General features: G+C 53.6%; 18 protein-coding genes and 1 pseudogene. 10 read left to right on the top strand and 9 right to left on the bottom strand.

Translation table 11 applies throughout. The annotated features are described in order from the left end of the window. Position 1: 1 nt before the first annotated feature. The 4 genes from trpD to nhaA form a co-directional block, all read right to left on the bottom strand. Entirely contained in the window at positions 2-1024 is a 1023-nt protein-coding gene (gene trpD, locus ACEQ15_RS09165) for an anthranilate phosphoribosyltransferase (RefSeq protein WP_370278843.1), read from the bottom strand. A gap of 17 nt (positions 1025-1041) precedes the next feature. Next, positions 1042-1626 (bottom strand): aminodeoxychorismate/anthranilate synthase component II, encoded by a 585-nt coding sequence (locus ACEQ15_RS09160; RefSeq protein WP_370278842.1) that lies wholly within the window; start codon positions 1624-1626, stop codon positions 1042-1044. Between the two features lie 22 nt (positions 1627-1648). After that, a complete protein-coding gene (gene trpE / locus ACEQ15_RS09155; RefSeq protein ID WP_370278841.1) occupies positions 1649-3127 on the bottom strand; it encodes an anthranilate synthase component I in 1479 nt (492 codons plus the stop codon). A 315-nt stretch (positions 3128-3442) separates the two neighbouring features. Next, positions 3443-4606, bottom strand: a complete 1164-nt coding sequence (nhaA, locus tag ACEQ15_RS09150) for a Na+/H+ antiporter NhaA (RefSeq protein ID WP_370278839.1) — start codon at positions 4604-4606, stop codon at positions 3443-3445. Positions 4607-4797: 191 nt separating this feature from the next. Between nhaA and nhaR the strand changes: the two genes are divergently transcribed. After that, a complete protein-coding gene (nhaR, locus tag ACEQ15_RS09145; RefSeq protein WP_370278837.1) occupies positions 4798-5709 on the top strand; it encodes a transcriptional activator NhaR in 912 nt (303 codons plus the stop codon). A gap of 11 nt (positions 5710-5720) precedes the next feature. Here the strand turns inward: nhaR and ACEQ15_RS09140 are convergent, their stop codons facing one another. Both ACEQ15_RS09140 and rpe read right to left on the bottom strand, forming a co-directional pair. Continuing rightward, positions 5721-6401 (bottom strand): phosphoglycolate phosphatase, encoded by a 681-nt coding sequence (locus ACEQ15_RS09140; protein ID WP_370278836.1) that lies wholly within the window; start codon positions 6399-6401, stop codon positions 5721-5723. Continuing rightward, the gene (rpe, locus tag ACEQ15_RS09135) at positions 6401-7075 is read right to left on the bottom strand and encodes a ribulose-phosphate 3-epimerase (RefSeq protein WP_370278835.1); all 675 of its coding nucleotides are present in this window, start codon (positions 7073-7075) and stop codon (positions 6401-6403) included. Before rpe ends, ACEQ15_RS09140 begins: the two co-directional genes overlap by 1 nt. Before the next feature lie 109 nt (positions 7076-7184). Between rpe and ACEQ15_RS09130 the strand changes: the two genes are divergently transcribed. Then, positions 7185-8342 (top strand): DUF3530 family protein, encoded by a 1158-nt coding sequence (locus tag ACEQ15_RS09130; RefSeq protein WP_370278834.1) that lies wholly within the window; start codon positions 7185-7187, stop codon positions 8340-8342. A 30-nt stretch (positions 8343-8372) separates the two neighbouring features. On the opposite strand, the gene djlA is transcribed toward ACEQ15_RS09130, so the two are convergent. The 3 genes and pseudogenes from djlA to ACEQ15_RS09115 all read right to left on the bottom strand — a co-directional run bounded on the left by djlA (position 8373) and on the right by ACEQ15_RS09115 (position 10958). Beyond that, on the bottom strand, positions 8373-9209 hold the full coding sequence (djlA, locus tag ACEQ15_RS09125; protein ID WP_370278833.1) for a co-chaperone DjlA: 837 nt from the start codon (positions 9207-9209) through the stop codon (positions 8373-8375). Further along, positions 9199-9891: pseudogene (gene murU, locus ACEQ15_RS09120) on the bottom strand (N-acetylmuramate alpha-1-phosphate uridylyltransferase MurU). The gene djlA and the pseudogene murU overlap by 11 nt, the downstream one beginning before the upstream one ends. Before the next feature lie 8 nt (positions 9892-9899). After that, positions 9900-10958: an aminoglycoside phosphotransferase family protein gene (locus ACEQ15_RS09115; protein WP_370278832.1), complete on the bottom strand. Its 1059-nt coding sequence runs from the start codon at positions 10956-10958 to the stop codon at positions 9900-9902. A gap of 32 nt (positions 10959-10990) precedes the next feature. On the opposite strand from ACEQ15_RS09115, the gene ACEQ15_RS09110 reads away from it, so the two are divergent. The 8 genes from ACEQ15_RS09110 to ACEQ15_RS09075 form a co-directional block, all read left to right on the top strand. Then, the gene (locus tag ACEQ15_RS09110; protein WP_370278831.1) at positions 10991-13486 is read left to right on the top strand and encodes an LPS-assembly protein LptD; all 2496 of its coding nucleotides are present in this window, start codon (positions 10991-10993) and stop codon (positions 13484-13486) included. Continuing rightward, positions 13467-14765 (top strand): peptidylprolyl isomerase, encoded by a 1299-nt coding sequence (locus tag ACEQ15_RS09105; protein ID WP_370278830.1) that lies wholly within the window; start codon positions 13467-13469, stop codon positions 14763-14765. Before ACEQ15_RS09110 ends, ACEQ15_RS09105 begins: the two co-directional genes overlap by 20 nt. 12 nt (positions 14766-14777) lie before the next feature. Beyond that, on the top strand, positions 14778-15773 hold the full coding sequence (gene pdxA / locus ACEQ15_RS09100; RefSeq protein WP_370278829.1) for a 4-hydroxythreonine-4-phosphate dehydrogenase PdxA: 996 nt from the start codon (positions 14778-14780) through the stop codon (positions 15771-15773). 5 nt (positions 15774-15778) lie between these two features. Continuing rightward, on the top strand, positions 15779-16594 hold the full coding sequence (gene rsmA, locus ACEQ15_RS09095) for a 16S rRNA (adenine(1518)-N(6)/adenine(1519)-N(6))-dimethyltransferase RsmA (RefSeq protein WP_370278828.1): 816 nt from the start codon (positions 15779-15781) through the stop codon (positions 16592-16594). Between the two features lie 9 nt (positions 16595-16603). Further along, positions 16604-16990, top strand: coding sequence for a Co2+/Mg2+ efflux protein ApaG (apaG, locus tag ACEQ15_RS09090; protein WP_370278827.1), 387 nt, complete (start codon positions 16604-16606; stop codon positions 16988-16990). Positions 16991-17086: 96 nt separating this feature from the next. Beyond that, positions 17087-17911, top strand: a complete 825-nt coding sequence (locus tag ACEQ15_RS09085) for a symmetrical bis(5'-nucleosyl)-tetraphosphatase (RefSeq protein WP_370278826.1) — start codon at positions 17087-17089, stop codon at positions 17909-17911. Between the two features lie 31 nt (positions 17912-17942). Next, the gene (gene glpE / locus ACEQ15_RS09080) at positions 17943-18260 is read left to right on the top strand and encodes a thiosulfate sulfurtransferase GlpE (protein WP_370278825.1); all 318 of its coding nucleotides are present in this window, start codon (positions 17943-17945) and stop codon (positions 18258-18260) included. 1 nt (position 18261) lies between these two features. Beyond that, on the top strand, positions 18262-19133 hold an 872-nt coding region (locus tag ACEQ15_RS09075), incomplete at its 3' end, for a hypothetical protein (RefSeq protein WP_370278824.1).

Raw genomic sequence — 19133 nt, 5'->3', positions numbered from 1 at the left:
CTTAACCTTTAAATCCCTGGCTGAACTGCGCCAGTTCCTCTACTTTTGCCGCTGCGGCACCGGAGAGGATTGTATCTTTCGCTTTGGCCACACCCGCTTTCAGGCTATCTGCCAGATCAGCCGCGTAGATCGCGGCACCGGCATTCAGAGAGATCATATCGATCGCCTTGGCATTTTCACCGGCAAAGGCAGCGCGAATCACCGCAAGGCTCTCGTCTGAGCTGTGTACCTGCAGGCCGTCCAGGCTCTGGCGTTCGATACCCGCATCTTCCGGAGTCAGGGTGTATTCGGTCACTTCACCGTTTTTCAGCTCTGCCACCTGGGTCTGACCTGCCAGACTGATCTCATCCAGACCGTCTTCGGCATGAACCACCAGCGCATGTTTAGCTCCCAGCGCTTTCAGCGCTTCCGCCAACGGGCGGCACAGAGCCCCGTCAAACACACCCAACAGGTAGTGTTTGGCACCCGCCGGGTTGGTCAGTGGACCCAGCACATTGAACAGGGTACGCAGCGCCATCTCTTTACGTGGACCAATCGCGTACTTCATTGCGCTATGGTGTTGCGGCGCAAACATAAAGCCGACGCCGATCTCATCGATGCAGCGCGCTACCTGCTCAGGATTCAGTTCCAGGTTCACACCTGCAGTTTCCAATAGGTCCGCTGCACCGGAGCTGGAAGATACAGAACGGTTACCGTGCTTGGCTACGTTACCGCCTGCAGCGGCCACTACAAAGGAGGACGCGCTGGAAACGTTGAACAGGTTGGAACCGTCACCGCCGGTACCCACAATATCGACCGCGTTTTCAGCCTGGATCGATACCGGCACCGCCAGCTCACGCATCACCGCAGCCGCTGCGCTGATCTCATCCACGGTTTCGCCCTTCATGCGCATGGCGATCAGGAATCCGCCGATCTGCGCTTCGGTCGCTTCACCGGTCATGATCTGACGCATCACCGCTTTCATTTCATCTGAGGTCAGGTCACGACGCTCAACCGCCGCAGCCAGTGCTTGTTTAATATCCATGCTACGTGTCCAACCTGTTATTTTTTTCGTTTCAGGAAGTTAGCCAGCAGGTCATGGCCCTGCTCGGTCAGGATCGATTCCGGGTGGAACTGTACACCTTCGATGTCCAGCTCCTTGTGACGCACACCCATGATCTCATCGATGCTGCCATCTTCATTCTGCGTCCAGGCAGTTACTTCCAGGCACTCCGGCAGGGTTTCCTGGTCGATCACCAACGAGTGGTATCGGGTCACTTCCACCGGATTCGCCAGCCCCTCAAATACACCGGTGTTGTTGTGATACACCGGGGAGGTTTTACCGTGCATCACCTCTTTGGCACGCACGATCTTTCCGCCAAAGGCCTGGCCGATACTCTGGTGCCCCAGGCAGATACCAAACAGCGGCAGCTTACCGCCGAAGTGGTTGATCGCCTCAACGGAGATACCCGCTTCATTCGGCGTACAAGGGCCCGGGGAGATCACCAGATGTTCAGGCTGCTTCGCCTCGACTTCTTCGATGGTGATTTCGTCGTTACGATGCACTTCAACCTCAGCACCCAGCTCACCCAGATACTGCACTACGTTGTAGGTGAAGGAGTCGTAGTTATCGATCATTAATAACATTGTTTTTTACCTGTGCTGAGACTCAGAGATTATCCAGACCTTTTTCGACCATTGCCACCGCACGGAAAATCGCGCGGCCTTTGTTCATGGTTTCTTTCCATTCCAGACGTGGAACAGAATCCGCCACAACGCCGGCGCCGGCCTGGATATGCAGAGTATTGTCTTTGATCACTGCGGTACGGATCGCAATCGCGGTATCCATGTTGCCGTTCCAGGAGAGATAACCAACAGCTCCGCCATACACACCACGTTTCACCGGTTCCATCTCGTCGATGATCTCCATGGCACGCACCTTAGGAGCACCACTGAGGGTGCCGGCCGGCAATGTGGCACGCAGCACGTCCATCGCACTCACGTCCGGCTTCAGCTTACCGTTCACGTTAGAGACGATGTGCATTACGTGGGAGTAGCGTTCTATCACCATCTTAGCGGTCAGCTCAACGCCACCGATCTCGGCAACGCGGCCGACGTCGTTACGCCCCAGGTCGATCAGCATCAGGTGCTCGGCGATCTCTTTCGGGTCCGCCAGCAGCTCCTGCTCCAGCGCCTTATCTTCCTCGTCAGTTTTGCCACGACGACGGGTGCCGGCAATCGGACGTACGCTGACGGTACCATCTTCAACACGGGCCAGAATTTCCGGCGATGAGCCTACTACATGGAAATCATCCAGATGCAGCACGTACATGTACGGCGATGGGTTCAGGCTACGCAGGGCGCGGTAGAGATCCAGCGGACGGCTCTCAAACGGGATCGACATACGCTGGGAGATGACCGTCTGCATCACGTCACCGGAGAGGATGTACTCCTTGATGCGATCCACAGAATCCATAAACTCCTGCTCACCGAAGCTGGATTTGAACTCGTTTTCATCCACTTCGCGGCCTTTACGCTGGCGTTCGAGCGGTACACTGAAACGCAGACGGTTAACCAGCGCATCCAGACGCTGCTGCGCCAGTTCGTAGGCACCGTCATATTCCGGGTTGGCCAGGCAGATCAGCACCAGCTTGCCGCTAAGGTTATCAAACACTACGACTTCGTCGGATACCATCAGCAGGATATCCGGGGTACCGATCACATCTTCCGGTACATTCTTCTGAAGACGCTTTTCCACGTAGCGTACACAATCGTAACCAAAGTAGCCTACCAAGCCACCGTTAAAGCGCGGCAGATCCGGCAGATCCGGCACGCGATAGCGCTTCTGGAACTCTTCGACAAACGCCAATGGATCTTCTACGTGGTGACGTTCAACCACGGCACCGTCGGTCTCTACGGTTACATCAAAACCGGAAACTTTCAGTACGGTACGACATGGCAAACCAATGATGGAGTAACGCCCCCATTTCTCACCACCCTCAACAGACTCCAGCAGGTAGCTGTACGGCGCATTGGCCAGTTTAGTGTAGGTGGATAGGGGAGTATCCAGATCCGCGAGCACTTCGCGGACTACGGGAATACGGTTGTAATTCTGGGCTGCCAGTTCGGCAAACAGTTCAGGTGTCATGCTTATCTCTCAGACGAAAAACTGGTACTGGTGTGAGATCGATGCAGGATGCACTGAGACAGTGAGAAGACGGCTGGTAGTAATGCGGCTGTCTGGAAAGAGTGTGTAGTTCAGCGATCTCTGCAACGAGTAAGACAAAACTCGTTTCAGGCACACCATCGCCATCGCTCACCGATATACGGCAAACGGGGCAGCGCACCAAAGTTCTGCAGAGATTCGTATGAATTCACGGTAGATCGCTTAATGTCAGCAAAAGAAATCAATAACGAGACCATATAGCAGCAACCCCTCTGAATCAACCGCGAATTCGGATCGTTAGTGCTTCAGGGTGTTTTTTAGCAGCCAATAACCGGTAACAGCCGACACAAAAGAGCCCAGCAGAATTGCCAGGCGGTCGGCACCACCATAAAGGTCCGCCATGCCTTCGTAGGCCAGCGAGTCAACAAACAGGCTCATGGTAAAGCCGATACCCGTGAGTAACGAGACGCCATAAATCGATCTCCAGTCCGCTCCTTGAGGTTTTTTCGCAACCCCACTGATGATTGCCAACCAGGTAAACAGAAATACACCCACCTGCTTACCCACAAAGAGCCCCGCCATTATGCCAAGAGGGGCTGAGGTAAATAACATATCCAGTGAGATCGCACTTAATGGCACGCCTGCGTTCGCAAACGCAAAGAACGGCAGGATCGCAAAAGCGACCCAGGGATGCAGCTGTTGCTCCAACCATTTTAACGGCGAAAAGGTCGGCTTATCGGGATTGGTCAATGGAATTGCGAATGCCAACACCACACCCGCCAGCGTCGCATGCACCCCTGACTTCAGTACACTGATCCAAAGCACCACACCCACTATCATGTAAGCCGCTATGCGCATGACCCCCATACGGTTCATGATAAACAACAGCGCAATTGTTACTTCAGCGATATACAGAGAAAGAGCTGACAGCTCGGTGGTGTAGAACAGGGCAATGATAAGGATGGCCCCAAGGTCATCGATGATCGCCAGGGTCATTAGAAAGAGCTTGAGGGCGATGGGCACCCGACTCCCCAGCAGGGAGAGCACACCCAGCGCAAAGGCAATGTCCGTCGCAGTGGGTATTGCCCAACCACGCATCGCGACATCATCGCCCCAATTAAAATAAGTGAAACAGAGAGCAGGTACCAGCATACCGCCTACAGCGGCAACAACGGGCAATACAACATTGCTAGGTTCGGATAACCGTCCAACGAGGATCTCCCGTTTAACCTCAAGACCGACCAACATAAAGAAGATCGCCATCAGGCCATCGTTTATCCACAGCAAAAGCGGCTTATCCAGCTGCAATGCCCCCACCCGCACCTCGACCGGCAGGTCCAGGAATGCCTGGTAGTATGAGTCCAAGGGGGTATTCGCCATCACCATGGCCAACCCCATCGCCCCTATCAGCATGATGCCACTCGCGGACTCCAGCTTAAGGAAGCGTTCCACAATTTGCATAATCACTCCTAAAAAAAAACCCCGGCTAGCCGGGGTATATAATTTTAGCATTGTGATAAGAGCCTGCTGTCATTTTCAGTCCCAGCAGCCAGACTATCGGGGGGAGAACTCATTTAATGATTCCAGTATACTCAGCCGCTTAAACAAAAAAACTCGAAATTAATACAGTTTTACTTCGGTTTTTTCGAATCATGATTCATCACCTGAATTTCAAGCACTTACGTTATTTCATGGTTGTGGCCCAAGAGGGCTCCATCGTTCGCGCCTGCGAAAAGCTGAACCTGACCCCACAGACCATCTCCGGCCAACTCAAGCAGCTTGAGCACACTCTGGGTGTTGAGCTGCTGCAAAAAGAGGGGCGCAAGCTGATCCTCACTGAAGCTGGTAAACAGGCACTGGACTACGCCGAGCAGATCTTCTCCATGGGCGAAGCATTGCAGGAGCAACTGCGCAATCCGGGCCTACCAGTACGTTTATTCAGCGTAGGGATTGCAGATGTACTGCCAAAACTGGCCGCCTACCGCCTGCTGGAACCGGCCTTGGAGCTGGATGAGCCGGTGCGACTGGAGTGCCGTGAAGGTAGCATGGAAACCCTGCTGGCCGATTTGGCGACCCACAGGGTGGACATGGTACTCACCGACCGCCCGGTGGATGCGGGCTTTAACATCCGCGCCTACAACCACTTGCTGGGTGACTGCAGCATGTCGCTGTTTGCGGCGCCAGAGCTGGCAGCGCAGTACCGTGAGAATTTCCCTAACTCGCTGCAGGACGCACCGCTGCTAATGCCCACCGGTGACACTATGATCGGATCGAGCCTGCAGAAATGGTGCGATCGACACGATATCCGCCCCAACATTGTCGTTGAGTGTGTGGACCATGCGTTGCTGGGCACCTTCGGGCAGGCGGGTAAAGGGGTGTTCTGCGGCCCCAGCGTACTGGAGCCACAGATTGAACGTCAGTTCTCGGTGGAAAGCATTGGCCGAATCGAGGAGATTCGTGAACGCTTCTACGCGATCTCTCTGGAGCGCCGAATCCGACATCCGGCGGTACTGGCCGTAACCAACAGCGCTCGCCGTATACTGTTTGACGATCAGAAGGAATAAATCGAAAACGGTCAGAGGAGCTGATCCAACTGTTCCACTTCCAGATCCGGGTTGTAGCTGGAGATCGACTCACCGTGGTTGTAACCATAGGGTACGGCTGCAACCGGGCAACCCGCCGCCCGGGCAGCACCAATATCACTTTTGGAGTCGCCCACCATCAGGGTTTCCTGTGGTGTGCACGCCATCAGTTTCATCGCATGCAACAGCGGTTCCGGAGCCGGTTTTTTCTGGGGCAGACTATCACCGCCCAGCACCACAGAGAAGAACGGCGCTATCCCAAACTCTTCCAGCAAGGGGTGGGTAAACTGGATCGGCTTGTTGGTCACAACACCCAGCTTGATGCCACGTACCTGCAGCCCTTCAAGGCATTCCATCACACCCGGATAGAGGGTACTGGCATGAGAGGCACTGTTACCGTAGGCCGTCATAAACAGACTGAACGCCCTGTCAAACAGGATTGGATCGATTGTCTCGGTATCAGGATGCTGTTCACCGGTCAGGGCTCGCTGTACCAGAACCTGAGCACCGTTACCCACCCAGTGACGCACCCGCTCAATCCCTGCTACCGGTCGACCAAGTTCAGTTAGCATCACATCTACGGCGGCAGCCAAATCCGGTACGCTGTCGATCAGCGTACCGTCCAGGTCAAATAGGACCAGTTTTGGGTCCTGACCGTTAAACAGCTCGCGCATCAGCTGCCTACTTTAGCCAACTCGGCACGCATGTTATCGATGGTTGCCTTGTAATCATCGGTATTGAAGATCGCAGAACCTGCCACAAAGGTATCTGCGCCCGCCTCAGCGATCTCGCGAATATTGCCGATACCTACACCACCGTCGATCTCCAGACGGATATCACGACCGCTGCGCTCAATCATTTCGCGCGCCTGACGCAGTTTATCCAGCGTACCCGGGATAAACTTCTGACCACCAAACCCCGGGTTTACAGACATCAGCAGCACCATATCCACCTTGTCCATCACGTATTCCAGGTAGCTCAGCGGCGTAGCCGGGTTAAATACCAGACCAGACTGGCAACCGCCCTCTCGGATCATTGCCAGGGAGCGATCAATATGTTCAGAGGCCTCCGGATGGAAGGTGATGATGGAAGCACCCGCGTCTACAAAATCGCCGATAATACGGTCAACCGGCTTCACCATCAGATGTACATCAATCGGTGCTTCGATACCGTAGTTACGCAGCGCCTTACACACCATCGGCCCGATTGTGAGGTTCGGCACATAGTGGTTATCCATCACATCAAAGTGCACGTAGTCCGCGCCGGCGGCCAGCACGTTTTCAACCTCCTCACCCAGACGAGCGAAGTCAGCAGACAGAATAGATGGGGCGATTTTGAAATCAGACATATGGGTCTCTTAAATAATGCTGAGTAAAAATTAGCCGCTATTGTACCTGAGCGAAGCGATGGATAAAGCTTTCTTGCCTCGTTGATGTAGCTTGTTGATAATCAAGCCCATGAGCCGATCAATTTTCCCGACCTGTATGCTGTTAAGCCTGATTCTTGCCACCCCGTTAAAGGCGGAGGACGAATCGTCGCCGACAGATGGTGGCACCACAGCAGGAGCGGGCTCTGAAGCCACACCGGCGGCATCAGGCGAACCTCTGGTTATCCCGCCACGTACCGAACCTTCACCGGATCTGAGCCGACTACAGGAGCTGGTCAAAGGCAACAGTCCGGAGACGGAGATCATCTGGCTGGAAAGCAGTGAAGATCGGACCATCGGCCTGTATCACCCGCAATCGATTCCGGAAGCATTGGGCGGCATCATCATTTTTCCCAGCGAAGGGACCCATGCAGACTGGCCTGATTATGCGCACCCTCTTCGGCTGCACCTGAGTGACCACGGCTGGCAGACCCTTTCGGTACAGCTGCCAACACCGCCCTCCCTGCAGCCACCAAAACGTACGCTGCCGGTGCTACAGCTGTTATCAGAGAATGGCACTGGCGGAACAGAAGGCGAAGCAACGGAGGAAACGACACCCGAAACAGCCTCAGAAACGCCTCCGATAGCCACAGAGTCTGTACCCGAGCCACCGTCACCAACGGTTGAAACAGATCAAACACCAACACGTCCCTATGCAGAACGTATCCAACTTCTCGCAGGTAATGCGCTACAAGCTCTGACACAAAGAGGTGCTGAACGGATCATTGTCATTGGTGTTGGCAGTGGTGCTGTCTGGGCCAGCCAGTTTGTGAAGGATCAGCAGGACAATATCGATTCACTGGGACTGATCATTATCGATCCGGCAGATCCAACCGCAGAGGTCGCACCGGTGCTGGCGAACCTGATTCCTGAGCTAAACGTGCCCATTGTGGATATCTACCAGGGACAGCCTGCAGCCACCAGTGTGTTTGAAGCAGCCCCCAAACAGCGCCTACGCTGGGCTCGCCGTAATAAACTCGGCCACTATATGCAGCGGCGTCTCAGCCCCCGTTACGCGGATTGGGAAAAACAGGAACGCTGGTTAAGCCAGCAGGTGGACGGCCTTATTCGCCGCCACATTCTGGAACCACTGCAGGATACTGAAGTGGAAGAAGAAACAGTGCAGAACGGCCCTAAAACGGAACAAGGCCCGGGCCGCACCGTTCCCAACCGACCTAATCCGATCTGATCGAAAGAGGTCGGTTCAAAAAGATTTCAGTCAGGTTACCTTACGTGCACGACGGATCTGTTCGTAGGCCGCCTGAATCTCCTGGGATTTCTCTTTTGCCATCTGCACCATCTCTTCCGGCAGCCCTTTGGCAACCAGCTTATCCGGGTGATGCTGACTCATTAAGCGACGATACGCTTTTTTCACTTCGGAATCGCTGGCGCTGGATTCAACGCCCAGGACCTTATAGGCCGCATCCAGCATCTGTGCGCTCTGCACACCACTGAATCCATGCTGCCCCTGCTGATGGAAAGACTGCTGCGCCCGCATCCGGGCCACCAGCATCTCAACTTCCTGCTCAGTCATCTGCAGGTGCGCACATACTTGCTGAATCACCTCAAGCTCAGCACGACTGACCTCTCCATCGGCCAGCGCAGCCTGCAGCTGGACTTCAACAAAGAAGATCCGGATATTGGCACGGTTACGCAGGAATACAGCCAGCGGTTTAAGCACTTCGCCAATATCACATTCCGGGTCTTTACCAGCGTTGAAGTAGTCAATTGCTTCTTGGCGTTTTTCACCCGCCAGGCGCATCTGATTCATCAGGGCGGAAGCAAAGGCGATCTCGTTCTCGCTCACGCGTCCGTCTGCTTTGGCGACTTTACCCATCACCGTGAAGGTGGCACGAAACAAAGCTTGTTGGGGGTGAAATGCCTTGACGGCGCCGGTCAGGAAGCGGCTTCCAAAGTAACCAAACAAACCGCCCATAATCAGACCGGCAGGACCACCTGTAAACAGACCCACCACACAGCCCAGTAGGATGCCTGTGCGGTAACGTTTAAGTGATTCGGCCAGATTGCGACCCGCCGTTTCCGGATCAAAAGCCATGTTGAGTCCTCACTACTTTATCCACTTCAGCCAAACGCTGTGGAGTGCCCACATCCACCCAGTAACCGGAATAACGTTCTCCAGTCACCTGACCATCGGCAATTGCCTGACGCAACAACGGCGCCAGAGGGACTTTCTCACCTGGCAGGATTCCCGTAAACAATCGCGGAGACAAAACGCTGATGCCACTGAAGGTGAGTTGACTAGCACTACTATCTGTCGCTTCTGTCACAATCTCCCGCCCTTGCAGCACAAAGTCCCCATCCGGATTGTGTTCGGGATTCTCGACAAGTAGCAGGTGAGCCATTTTATTTTCGGAAAGTTGTTCAGGTAATTGTTCGAAAGGATAATCGCAGTAGATATCGCCGTTCAGCACCAGGAACGGAGTCTCCTGATCAGGTGCCAACAGCGGCAACGCCTTGACGATACCGCCTGCCGTTTCCAGCGGTTCTGTTTCCGCCGAGTAATTGATCTACACACCCAATCGGCTGCCATCCCCCAGATAGTTTTCTATCTGCTCACCCAACCAGGCATGGTTGATCACAAGTTCGGTAATACCAGCCTCACGCAAGCGCAGGATGTGATGTTCAATCATTGGCCGGCCGGCAATTTTCAACAGCGGTTTTGGTGTATCAAGTGTCAGGGGACGCATGCGCGTTCCAAGCCCGGCAGCCAGAATCATCGCACGCATCAGGTCAACCACCTCTGCATCGCATCGTCATTGAAGATACCGGACGCTCGCATAGCGGGTACAACATCGCTGCGCAACCAAGCCACGACTGAAGAAAACTGTGGATAACGCGCACCCACATTGATCAGGTAGCTTAAGGTACGTGGGATGTCCTGCAGGTAACCCTCTTTACCGTCACGAATCTTGAGACGTGCGAAGATACCCACTGCTTTCAGATGACGCTGCATCCCCATCAGGTCGAACCAGATACGGAACTGTTCAACGTCAGTACCGTTGATCAGCTCAGGACGTTCAACTTCAAGCGACTGCCAGTATCTTTGCAACCAGCGGTCGATATCGGTATCCGGCCAGGCGATGTAGCAGTCACGCAGCAAAGACACCAGATCATAGGTAACCGGTCCCCACACGGCATCCTGAAAATCGATAACACCTACGCGGCCATCGTCACATAACATCAGGTTGCGGGAATGGAAGTCCCGATGCACACACACTTGGGGCTGCTGAAGGGCGGATTCGATCAGGTCAGCAAACAAGTTGTCGAGCTGAGTTTTCTGCTCATCATCCATTGTCAAAACGAGCAGCTCGCCGAGAAACCAGTCCCGGAACAGATTTACTTCCCGCTGCAGCAGGGCTTTGTCGTAGGGAGGAAAGACTCGCTCAGCTTGTTGTTCACAGCGCTGAATTTTAATCAGTTCATCACAGGCCCTGCGATAGAGCGTATCGGCGCTGTCTGGATTCAACCGTGGCAGAAACTGCTCATCGCCAAAATCTTCCAGCAACATAAAACCCAGTTCCAGATCTTCCGCCAGTACTTCGGGCACACTCACCCCATAGCTCTGCCACTGCCTAGCAACGGCAACAAACGGCACGCTATCCTCTTTTTCAGGCGGAGCGTCCACGATAATCCAGCTGCTCTCATCGTCCACAATACGAAAATAGCGTCTAAAACTGGCATCGCCCGCTACAACGTCACAGCGCCATTTGTTAGTGAGGTTATTACCCAACTGGTCCAATTGCTTTACCGACCAGCTCTTCAATTCACTTAAACGTGGATCCATTCTGTCTGATCCTCTAGAACATATTTGCTCGAATGTTTATTATTCACGGCCTGACGTATCTTACGCGACAGGGGGTCGGCGAGAAACCGGGCGGCCCGGTATTCAGCCACAAGGAACACGTTGATATGCCCTCAATCAAACCCTTATCTTACTTTGTTGCGCTTGCTGTAGCTTCTATTGCTTATCCGCAGCAGAGTTTCGCCAATGCATCCGGCGAGATCTGGGACTGTAAAGCAAGTGCCAGCGGCAGCTGGGATTGTGCTCGAAAACCGGCGCCAACCGTCGGCCTGACAACTACCACCAGCTCACGCACCGAAGAAGTCAAAGGCCCTGTGGCGACCAGCGCCAAAGAACTACCCAGCTATAAGACACTGGATTGGGTAAAGGTTCATCGCCAGAATCAGGTTTGCCAGGGCATGTACCTGGAACCTACCTTTCAACCTCAAGGTGACGAAAACGATCCCAATGCCCCAGTTTATCTGGATGCGGGTAAATCTCAGTCCGAGCTGGGCGGCTTTACCAAACTGCGCGATGGTGTAAACCTACGCCAAGGATCACGGCGACTCTCTGCCGAAACTGCAGATGTGGATCAGGAAAAACGGGAAGCCTATTTCAAAGACGATGTGGTTTATCGCGAACCTGGCATGCTAGTGGTAGCCACGGAAGCTGAGGTCAATCTTGAAACCCAGCGGGGCAAGTTCAAGAACGCACGGTTTGTATCTCACCAGGACCACATGCGCGGCCAAGCCGCCGAGATTCAGCGTAATTCGGAAACCTTAATCACATTGATTGATGGTGACTATACCTTCTGCCCGCCAGGAAATGAGGACTGGAAACTTAGTGCCAGCGAAATCGAGCTCGATCAGGAGTCCGGTTTTGGCACCGCGACCCACGCAAGGTTGAAGGTAGGGTCGGTACCCATTTTCTACGCACCAACATTAACTTTTCCAATTGATGATCGTCGTAAGAGCGGATTTTTGTATCCAAATATTGGTTACACCGAGTCAGATGGTGTAGATCTAGCAGTACCTTACTACTTTAATTTGGCGCCAAATTACGATGATACGCTGACGCCTCGCTGGATTAGTGAACGCGGAGTCATGTTAGAAAATGAGTTCCGATATCTAAGCAACCGCAATAAAACCGTTCTGGGCTTATCCTATTTGCCCGATGATGAGCTAGCAAATGATGATCGTTGGTTGTTGAACGCGAGACAACAAGGTACATATGCTGCCAGATGGCGTTCGTACATTGATTATACGGCTGTCAGCGATGAAAACTATTTTGAGGACCTGACAACCAACCTGGAAGTACAGCGCCAGTCTAACCTAGACCGTCGCGGAGAGGTTACGTATCATTCTAATAACTGGAATGCGTTGATTCGTTTGCACAGTTATCAAACTCTGGTCTCTGGTACTGCACCTTATCGCCGACTTCCACAGTTGCAACTTGCAGGACAACATGAGTGGAATAACACTCAGCTTGATTACCTGACTGAATACGTTTACTTTGATCGAGACACAACTGGCCTCACCGGCAACGCAGTAACTACTGGCAGCCGTGTGCATCTCACACCAACATTAAGCGAACGCTTCAGCCGCAGCTACGGCTACATAACACCCAGCTTGCGTCTCTGGAATACTCAATACGAGTTGCAAGACCAAGTTTCCGGACTTGATAACTCACCAACTTACAGCATCCCTGTCGCCAGTATCGACAGCAGCCTGATCTTTGAACGTAAACGCGAGTATGGTGGCATTCAAACCCTCGAGCCTCGCTTGTTCGCTTTATATGTTCCTGACAAAGACCAGAGTGATGCACCTAACTTCGATACGACGCAACTCGACTTCGATTACCTGTCCCTGTTCCGCTATAACCGTTTCAGTGGCCGCGACCGCATCGGTGATGCACAGCAACTCTCATTGGGTGTAACCACGCGATTCCTAGACGACACAGGTTACGAGTCCTTCAACTTTAGCGTGGGCCAGGCATTTTATTTTGACGACCGTGATGTCACGCTGAGTGGTGGAACCGCAGATACTGCCAATCAATCCAATATTGCGACCCAAGCGACATGGAACTACAGCCCTCAAATGCGCATCACATTAGACAATGTGTTAGCCTACGACGACCTTAACGCTGAAGAGACTAACATTCGTCTAAAATACAAGGCCAATAATAACCAACGTCTGTATTTCAGCTACCGCTTTGAAGAAGATGTGCGTGATCAGACCGATTTCCACTTTATTTGGCCTCTGTCTCAGCGCTTCACTGCGATTGGTCGCTGGCAGCATGATCTGGAAGCACAACAAGATCTGGAAACAACGCTCGGGGTTGAATACGAAAGCTGTTGCTGGAAACTACAGTTGTACGGTCGACGTTACCTGACAACCAACAATAACGAATTCGATGACGGGATCTACCTGCGCTTTATCCTGAAAGGACTGGGTTCGATCAATAGCAGCAGCGTAGGCTTCCTGGAAGATATCACTGGTTTTGAAGAACGAGATGAGCAAGATGATTTTTAAGCTCGGCAAACGGGCCGCAGCCACCCTGGCAGGCACCCTACTCTCATTGTCTGTTTCAGCACAGGAGATCCCTCTGGACCGCGTCGTTGCGATTGTTAACGATGGCATCGTTTTGCAGAGTGAACTGAACACCCGGATCAGCCTGGTGCGTGAACAGCTTCAGCAGCGAAGCACCCAGATGCCGCAGTACAACATCCTGCGCAAACAAGTACTGGAGCGCCTTATCCTCGATAGCCTGCAACTTCAATTAGCTGAACAGCGTGGTATTCGTGTATCCGACCGACAACTTGCAATGGCGCTGGAAAACATCGCCCGCCAGAACAAGCTGACTCTGGACCAGTTCCGTGAAGCGGTGATCGCAGAAGGTCAGGACTTTGATACTTTCCGCGAGCAGATCCGTCGCGAACTACTTATCACACAAGTACAACGTAGCGTAGTGAACAGCCGTATTCGTATAACCGAACAGGACCTGCGCAATTACCTCGAGTCTGAAGAAGGCAAAGCCAACTCGCACGCAGAGTTCAACCTGAGTAATATTCTGCTGGCCGTGCCAACCCAGGCAACTCCGGCCATGATTCAGGACGCTCAGCAAAAAGCAGCAAAACTCCATGAGGACCTGAAAGCCGGTGCCGACTTTGCCCAGGTGGCAATCAGTTTCTCCAATGCGCCTAACGCCCTGAAGGGTGGCGAGCTGGGCTGGCGAAAGATCAATGAACTACCCGTTCAGCTAAGCAACGCGCTAAAAAACCAGTCGATTGGTGCCATCACCCAGCCGATCCGCACACCTGGTGGCTTTCATATCCTGAAGGTAAACGACAAGCGTGGTGGTGAAACGGTTCTGATTGAGCAAACCAAGGTTCGCCACATTCTGCTGAAGCCAACCGAGATTCGAAATGCGGAACAGAGCCGCCTGAAGATCTATGAGCTGGCAGAACGTCTACGTCAGGGCGAGGACTTTGCCCAGTTAGCGCGCGAATACAGTGATGATCCGGGCAGCGGCTCCGAAGGCGGCAGCCTGGGCTGGACCCAGGATGGTCAAATGGTACCGGAGTTCGAGCAGACCATGAATGCAACTCCAATTGGCGAACTGTCTGAGCCATTCCGTACCCAGTTCGGCTGGCACATTTTGCAGGTAGAAGATCGCCGCACTCAGGATGTTGGAGAAAAGGTCATTGAAAACCAGGCCCGCAACTCCATTCGCAAACGCCGCTTCAACGAAGAGCTTGAAAACTGGCTGCGCGAGTTGCACTCCCAGGCTTACATCGAAATTAAAGAGTAAGGGTTCAGACAATTGACCACCCTCCGACTGGCCGTGACCGCAGGGGAACCTGCGGGCATTGGCCCTGATCTCTGTATTCAGATCGCCCAGCAAGGCCACCCACATGAGCTGGTTGTTATCGCGGATCCGAACCTTCTGGAACAGCGCGCAAAACAGCTCCAGTTACCGCTGACAATTCGCCGCTTTGACGCTAAGCAACCCGCAAAATCAACCCCAGCAGGTACGCTTACAGTCTATCCTGTCACCCTGAATACACCTTCAGTTACAGGAGAACTCAACAGCGCGAACAGCCAATACGTACTGGAAACACTACGCATTGCTGCTGAAGGATGCCTGGATGGTACATTTCACGGCCTGGTAACTGCACCGGTACACAAAGGCATCATCAACGATGCCGGTATTCCGTTTAGCGGCCACACCGAATTCCTGGAGGAGCTCACGCACACCTCAAAAGTGGTGATGATGCTTGCCACCGAAGGTTTGCGTGTAGCACTGGTCACCACCCACCTGCCGCTACGGGATATATCTGATGCGATCACCCCTGAACTGCTGACGGAAGTGATTGAAGTACTGCACCAGGATCTTAAGACATCATTCGGCTTAAGTGATCCACATATCCTAGTTACTGGCCTAAACCCACATGCCGGTGAAGGCGGACACCTGGGGATGGAAGAGATCAATGTGATCGAACCGACATTGGACACCCTGCGTGAGCGTGGCATGAACCTGACCGGCCCTCTGCCTGCCGATACACTGTTTACCGAAAAATATCTGGCAACAGCAGATGCCGCCCTGGCGATGTACCATGATCAGGGACTTCCTGTCCTCAAATACAAGGGCTTCGGGCGCGCTGTTAATGTTACACTGGGCATGCCAATTATCCGGACTTCCGTGGACCACGGCACTGCACTGGACCTGGCCGGTACCGGACAGGCCGATAGCGGCAGTCTGTTGACCGCCATCGACTACGCTGCTGAGATGGCAGCACACCGTCAATCTACCAACTGATTTCCATGAGCAAAAAACCTGCAATGCATAAAGCCCGCAAGCGCTTCGGGCAAAACTTCCTGCATGATCACGGCATCATCCGCCGTATCATCCGTTCGATTGCGCCTCACGAGTCAGACCATCTGGTAGAGATTGGACCAGGATTGGGGGCACTGACGGAAGAGCTGCTTGCCGAGGCTGGCGCACTGGACGCGATCGAGCTGGACCGCGACCTGCCGCCGATCCTACGTACCAAGTTCTTCCGATATGGCGATCAATTCCGCATCTTCGAAACGGATGCGATGAAGTTTGACTTCGCCTCACTGCAAGAAGACGAACGCCCCCTACGCGTCGTGGGCAACCTGCCCTACAACATCTCTACCCAGCTGATCTTCCACCTGCTAAGCCACGCAGGTGTGATTCAGGATATGCACTTTATGCTGCAGAAAGAGGTGGTAGATCGCATGGCAGCAGGCCCTGGCGAAAACAACTACGGCCGACTGGGCATCATGACCCAGTACTACTGCCAGGTGGAACCATTGTTTGTCGTTCCACCGGGTGCGTTTGATCCGGCGCCAAAAGTTGATTCCGCTATCATTCGCCTGACACCTTATGAGACACTGCCTTACGAGGCGAAAAACGTCGAAATCTTGCAGAATGTAGTGCGTACAGCCTTCACCATGCGACGCAAGACACTGCGCAACAATCTGAAAGGATTAGTTAGCGCAGAGACCCTGGAGGCACTGGAGATCAATCCAGGCGAACGCCCTGAGCGTATCACACTGGAACAATTCGTTCGGGTCGCCGATTACCTCTACGAACAAAAGAATCAGAACGGTTAGTCACAGTCTATGCAGATCCAGAATCCGGAAGAGAACATCAATATCCAGGTAGAAACCAACTACCTCGCCGAGCAGTCAGATCCTGACAGCAAGCGCTATGTGTTCTCCTATCACATCACCATCACCAACAAACTGGACCAGCCGGTTCAGCTGTTGAGCCGCCGCTGGCTGATCATTGATGGCAATGAGCACTCCCAGGAGGTTGAAGGTGAAGGTGTTGTCGGCGAACAGCCGATCATCGCACCGGAAGCAAGCTACAGCTACACCAGCGGCACAGTGCTGGCGACCAGTGTTGGTAGCATGCAGGGTCACTACGAAATGCGCAGTGATGATGGCAACGTGTTCAACGCACCGATACAGCCTTTCACACTGGCTACACCGAACGCCCTGCACTGATCCGCTCTATACCTTTTCGCAACGGGGCCTGCAGGTCCCGTTCACCATCTGCTAATATCTCGCCTCCAGCCAACCCCGTCAGGAGACCCGTTTGTAATGTCCACCTACGCCTTGGGTGATATTCAGGGCTGCTATGATCAACTCATGCAGCTACTGGAGAAGATCAACTTCAGTGAGCAAGATTCGCTCTGGATTGCGGGCGATCTGGTCAATCGCGGCCCAAAATCTTTGGAGACCCTGCGCTTTCTGAAATCTCTGGGTCCACGTGTCATCGCTGTACTGGGCAACCATGACCTGCACCTACTTGCGGTTCATTACGGTAAGACTCACCAGCGCCGCAGCGACACCCTGCAGGAGATTCTGGACGCCCCGGATCGTGATGAACTGATGGACTGGCTTCGGCAGCACCCCTTACTCGTGGTGGATGAAACATTGGGTTATGCCATGGCTCACGCGGGTATTCCGCCAGACTGGTCCCTAAAATATGCCCGCAAACGCGCAGCAGAAGTGGAAGAGGTACTGCGAGGCGATGATGCCGAGCTGTTCTTTGAAAACATGTACGGCAACCAACCTGACCGCTGGCATAAAGAGCTGGAGGGTTGGGATCGCCTACGCGTGATCACCAACTACCTCACCCGGATGCGCTTCTGCGACAAAAAAGGCACACTGGAGTTAAAAACCAAGGGTAGCCTTGATACACAACCAGAAGGCTATAAGCCCTGGTTTTCGCAACCCCGCAAGGCCACCAGCCTGCCGATCCTGTTTGGCCACTGGGCGGCACTGGAAGGGTACGCAGAACATGACAACGTATTTGCGCTGGACACGGGCTGTGTCTGGGGCAATCAGCTAACGGCAATGCGGCTCGAAGATCGCACCCGCTTTAGCTGTGACTGCGCAGTACTGCGCCGGTCAGAAACATAACGATACAACCCAACTCCACAGGTAGCCGATCATGGAGCAATACAGCTGTATATCCACAGCCCAAGCGCTGGAGCTGCTGGACAACGACGCCACCGTAGCCGATATTCGCGACGAGCAGAGCTTTGCCGCAGGTCATATGCCAAGCGCGGTCAACGTCAACAACGACAATCTGCAGGACTTCCTGCGTGATGCCGATATGGACAAGCCCCTGCTGGTTTGCTGCTATCACGGCATCTCCAGCCAGTCTGCCGCCCAGTTCCTGGCCCACCAGGGATTTGATGAAGTGTACAGCGTAAACGGCGGCTATGAGTCCTGGCGCATCGATTATCCGGACAGGTGTGAACGCTAAGATGCAGATCTACCTTGTTGGCGGCGCCGTCCGCGATCAGCTGCTCAATTACCCAGTCTACGATAAGGACTGGGTGGTTGTCGGTGCCACTGTGGACGAAATGCTGGAACAAGGATTTCAGCCAGTGGGTAAGGACTTCCCGGTCTTTATCCACCCGAAAACCGGTGAGGAATATGCTCTGGCCCGCACAGAGCGTAAATCCGGCAAGGGCTATACCGGCTTTCAGTACTTTGCCTCCCCCGATGTCAGCCTCGCAGAAGATCTGGTCCGCCGGGACCTGACCATCAACGCAATGGCACAAGCCGACAACGGCGAAATCATAGACCCCTACAACGGTCAGCAGGATCTGAATAACCGTATTCTGCGACACGTCTCTCCGGCATTTGCGGAAGATCCATTACGTGTACTGCGTGTGGCGCGTTTTTATGCCCGTTATGCACACCTCGGTTTTAGCATTGCTGACGAAACAGTGGAACTGATGATTCAGTTATCCACAAGCGATGAGCTGATCCATCTGACCGCCGAACGCGTATGGAAGGAAACCGAACGCGCCCTGGCTGAAGAAACCCCGTTCGCCTATATCGAGTTACTGAATCGCTGTCAGGCCCTGCTGGTTTTGTTTCCGGAGTGGCTACAGCTGATCGACAGCGAGCAGCAAGCACGCAGCGTACTGAATCGATTGCAGCGAACCGAGCACTTCGGGCAAAACGTATTCAGCTGTCTGATGACCGTGGCGACAACACAGTTGCCTGACGATGAAGCGCTGAGACTGATCGCTTCAATGTGTGAAAGACTGCGCACCCCAAAAGCCTGGTTACAACAGGCTCAGCAGGTGCGCCAATGGCACCAAGCAATTGCTGACATTGAGAGCCT

Source organism: Pontibacterium sp. (assembly GCF_964228735.1).
Lineage (GTDB): Bacteria > Pseudomonadota > Gammaproteobacteria > Pseudomonadales > Balneatricaceae > Pontibacterium.
This window is presented reverse-complemented; position numbering and strand designations above follow the sequence as displayed.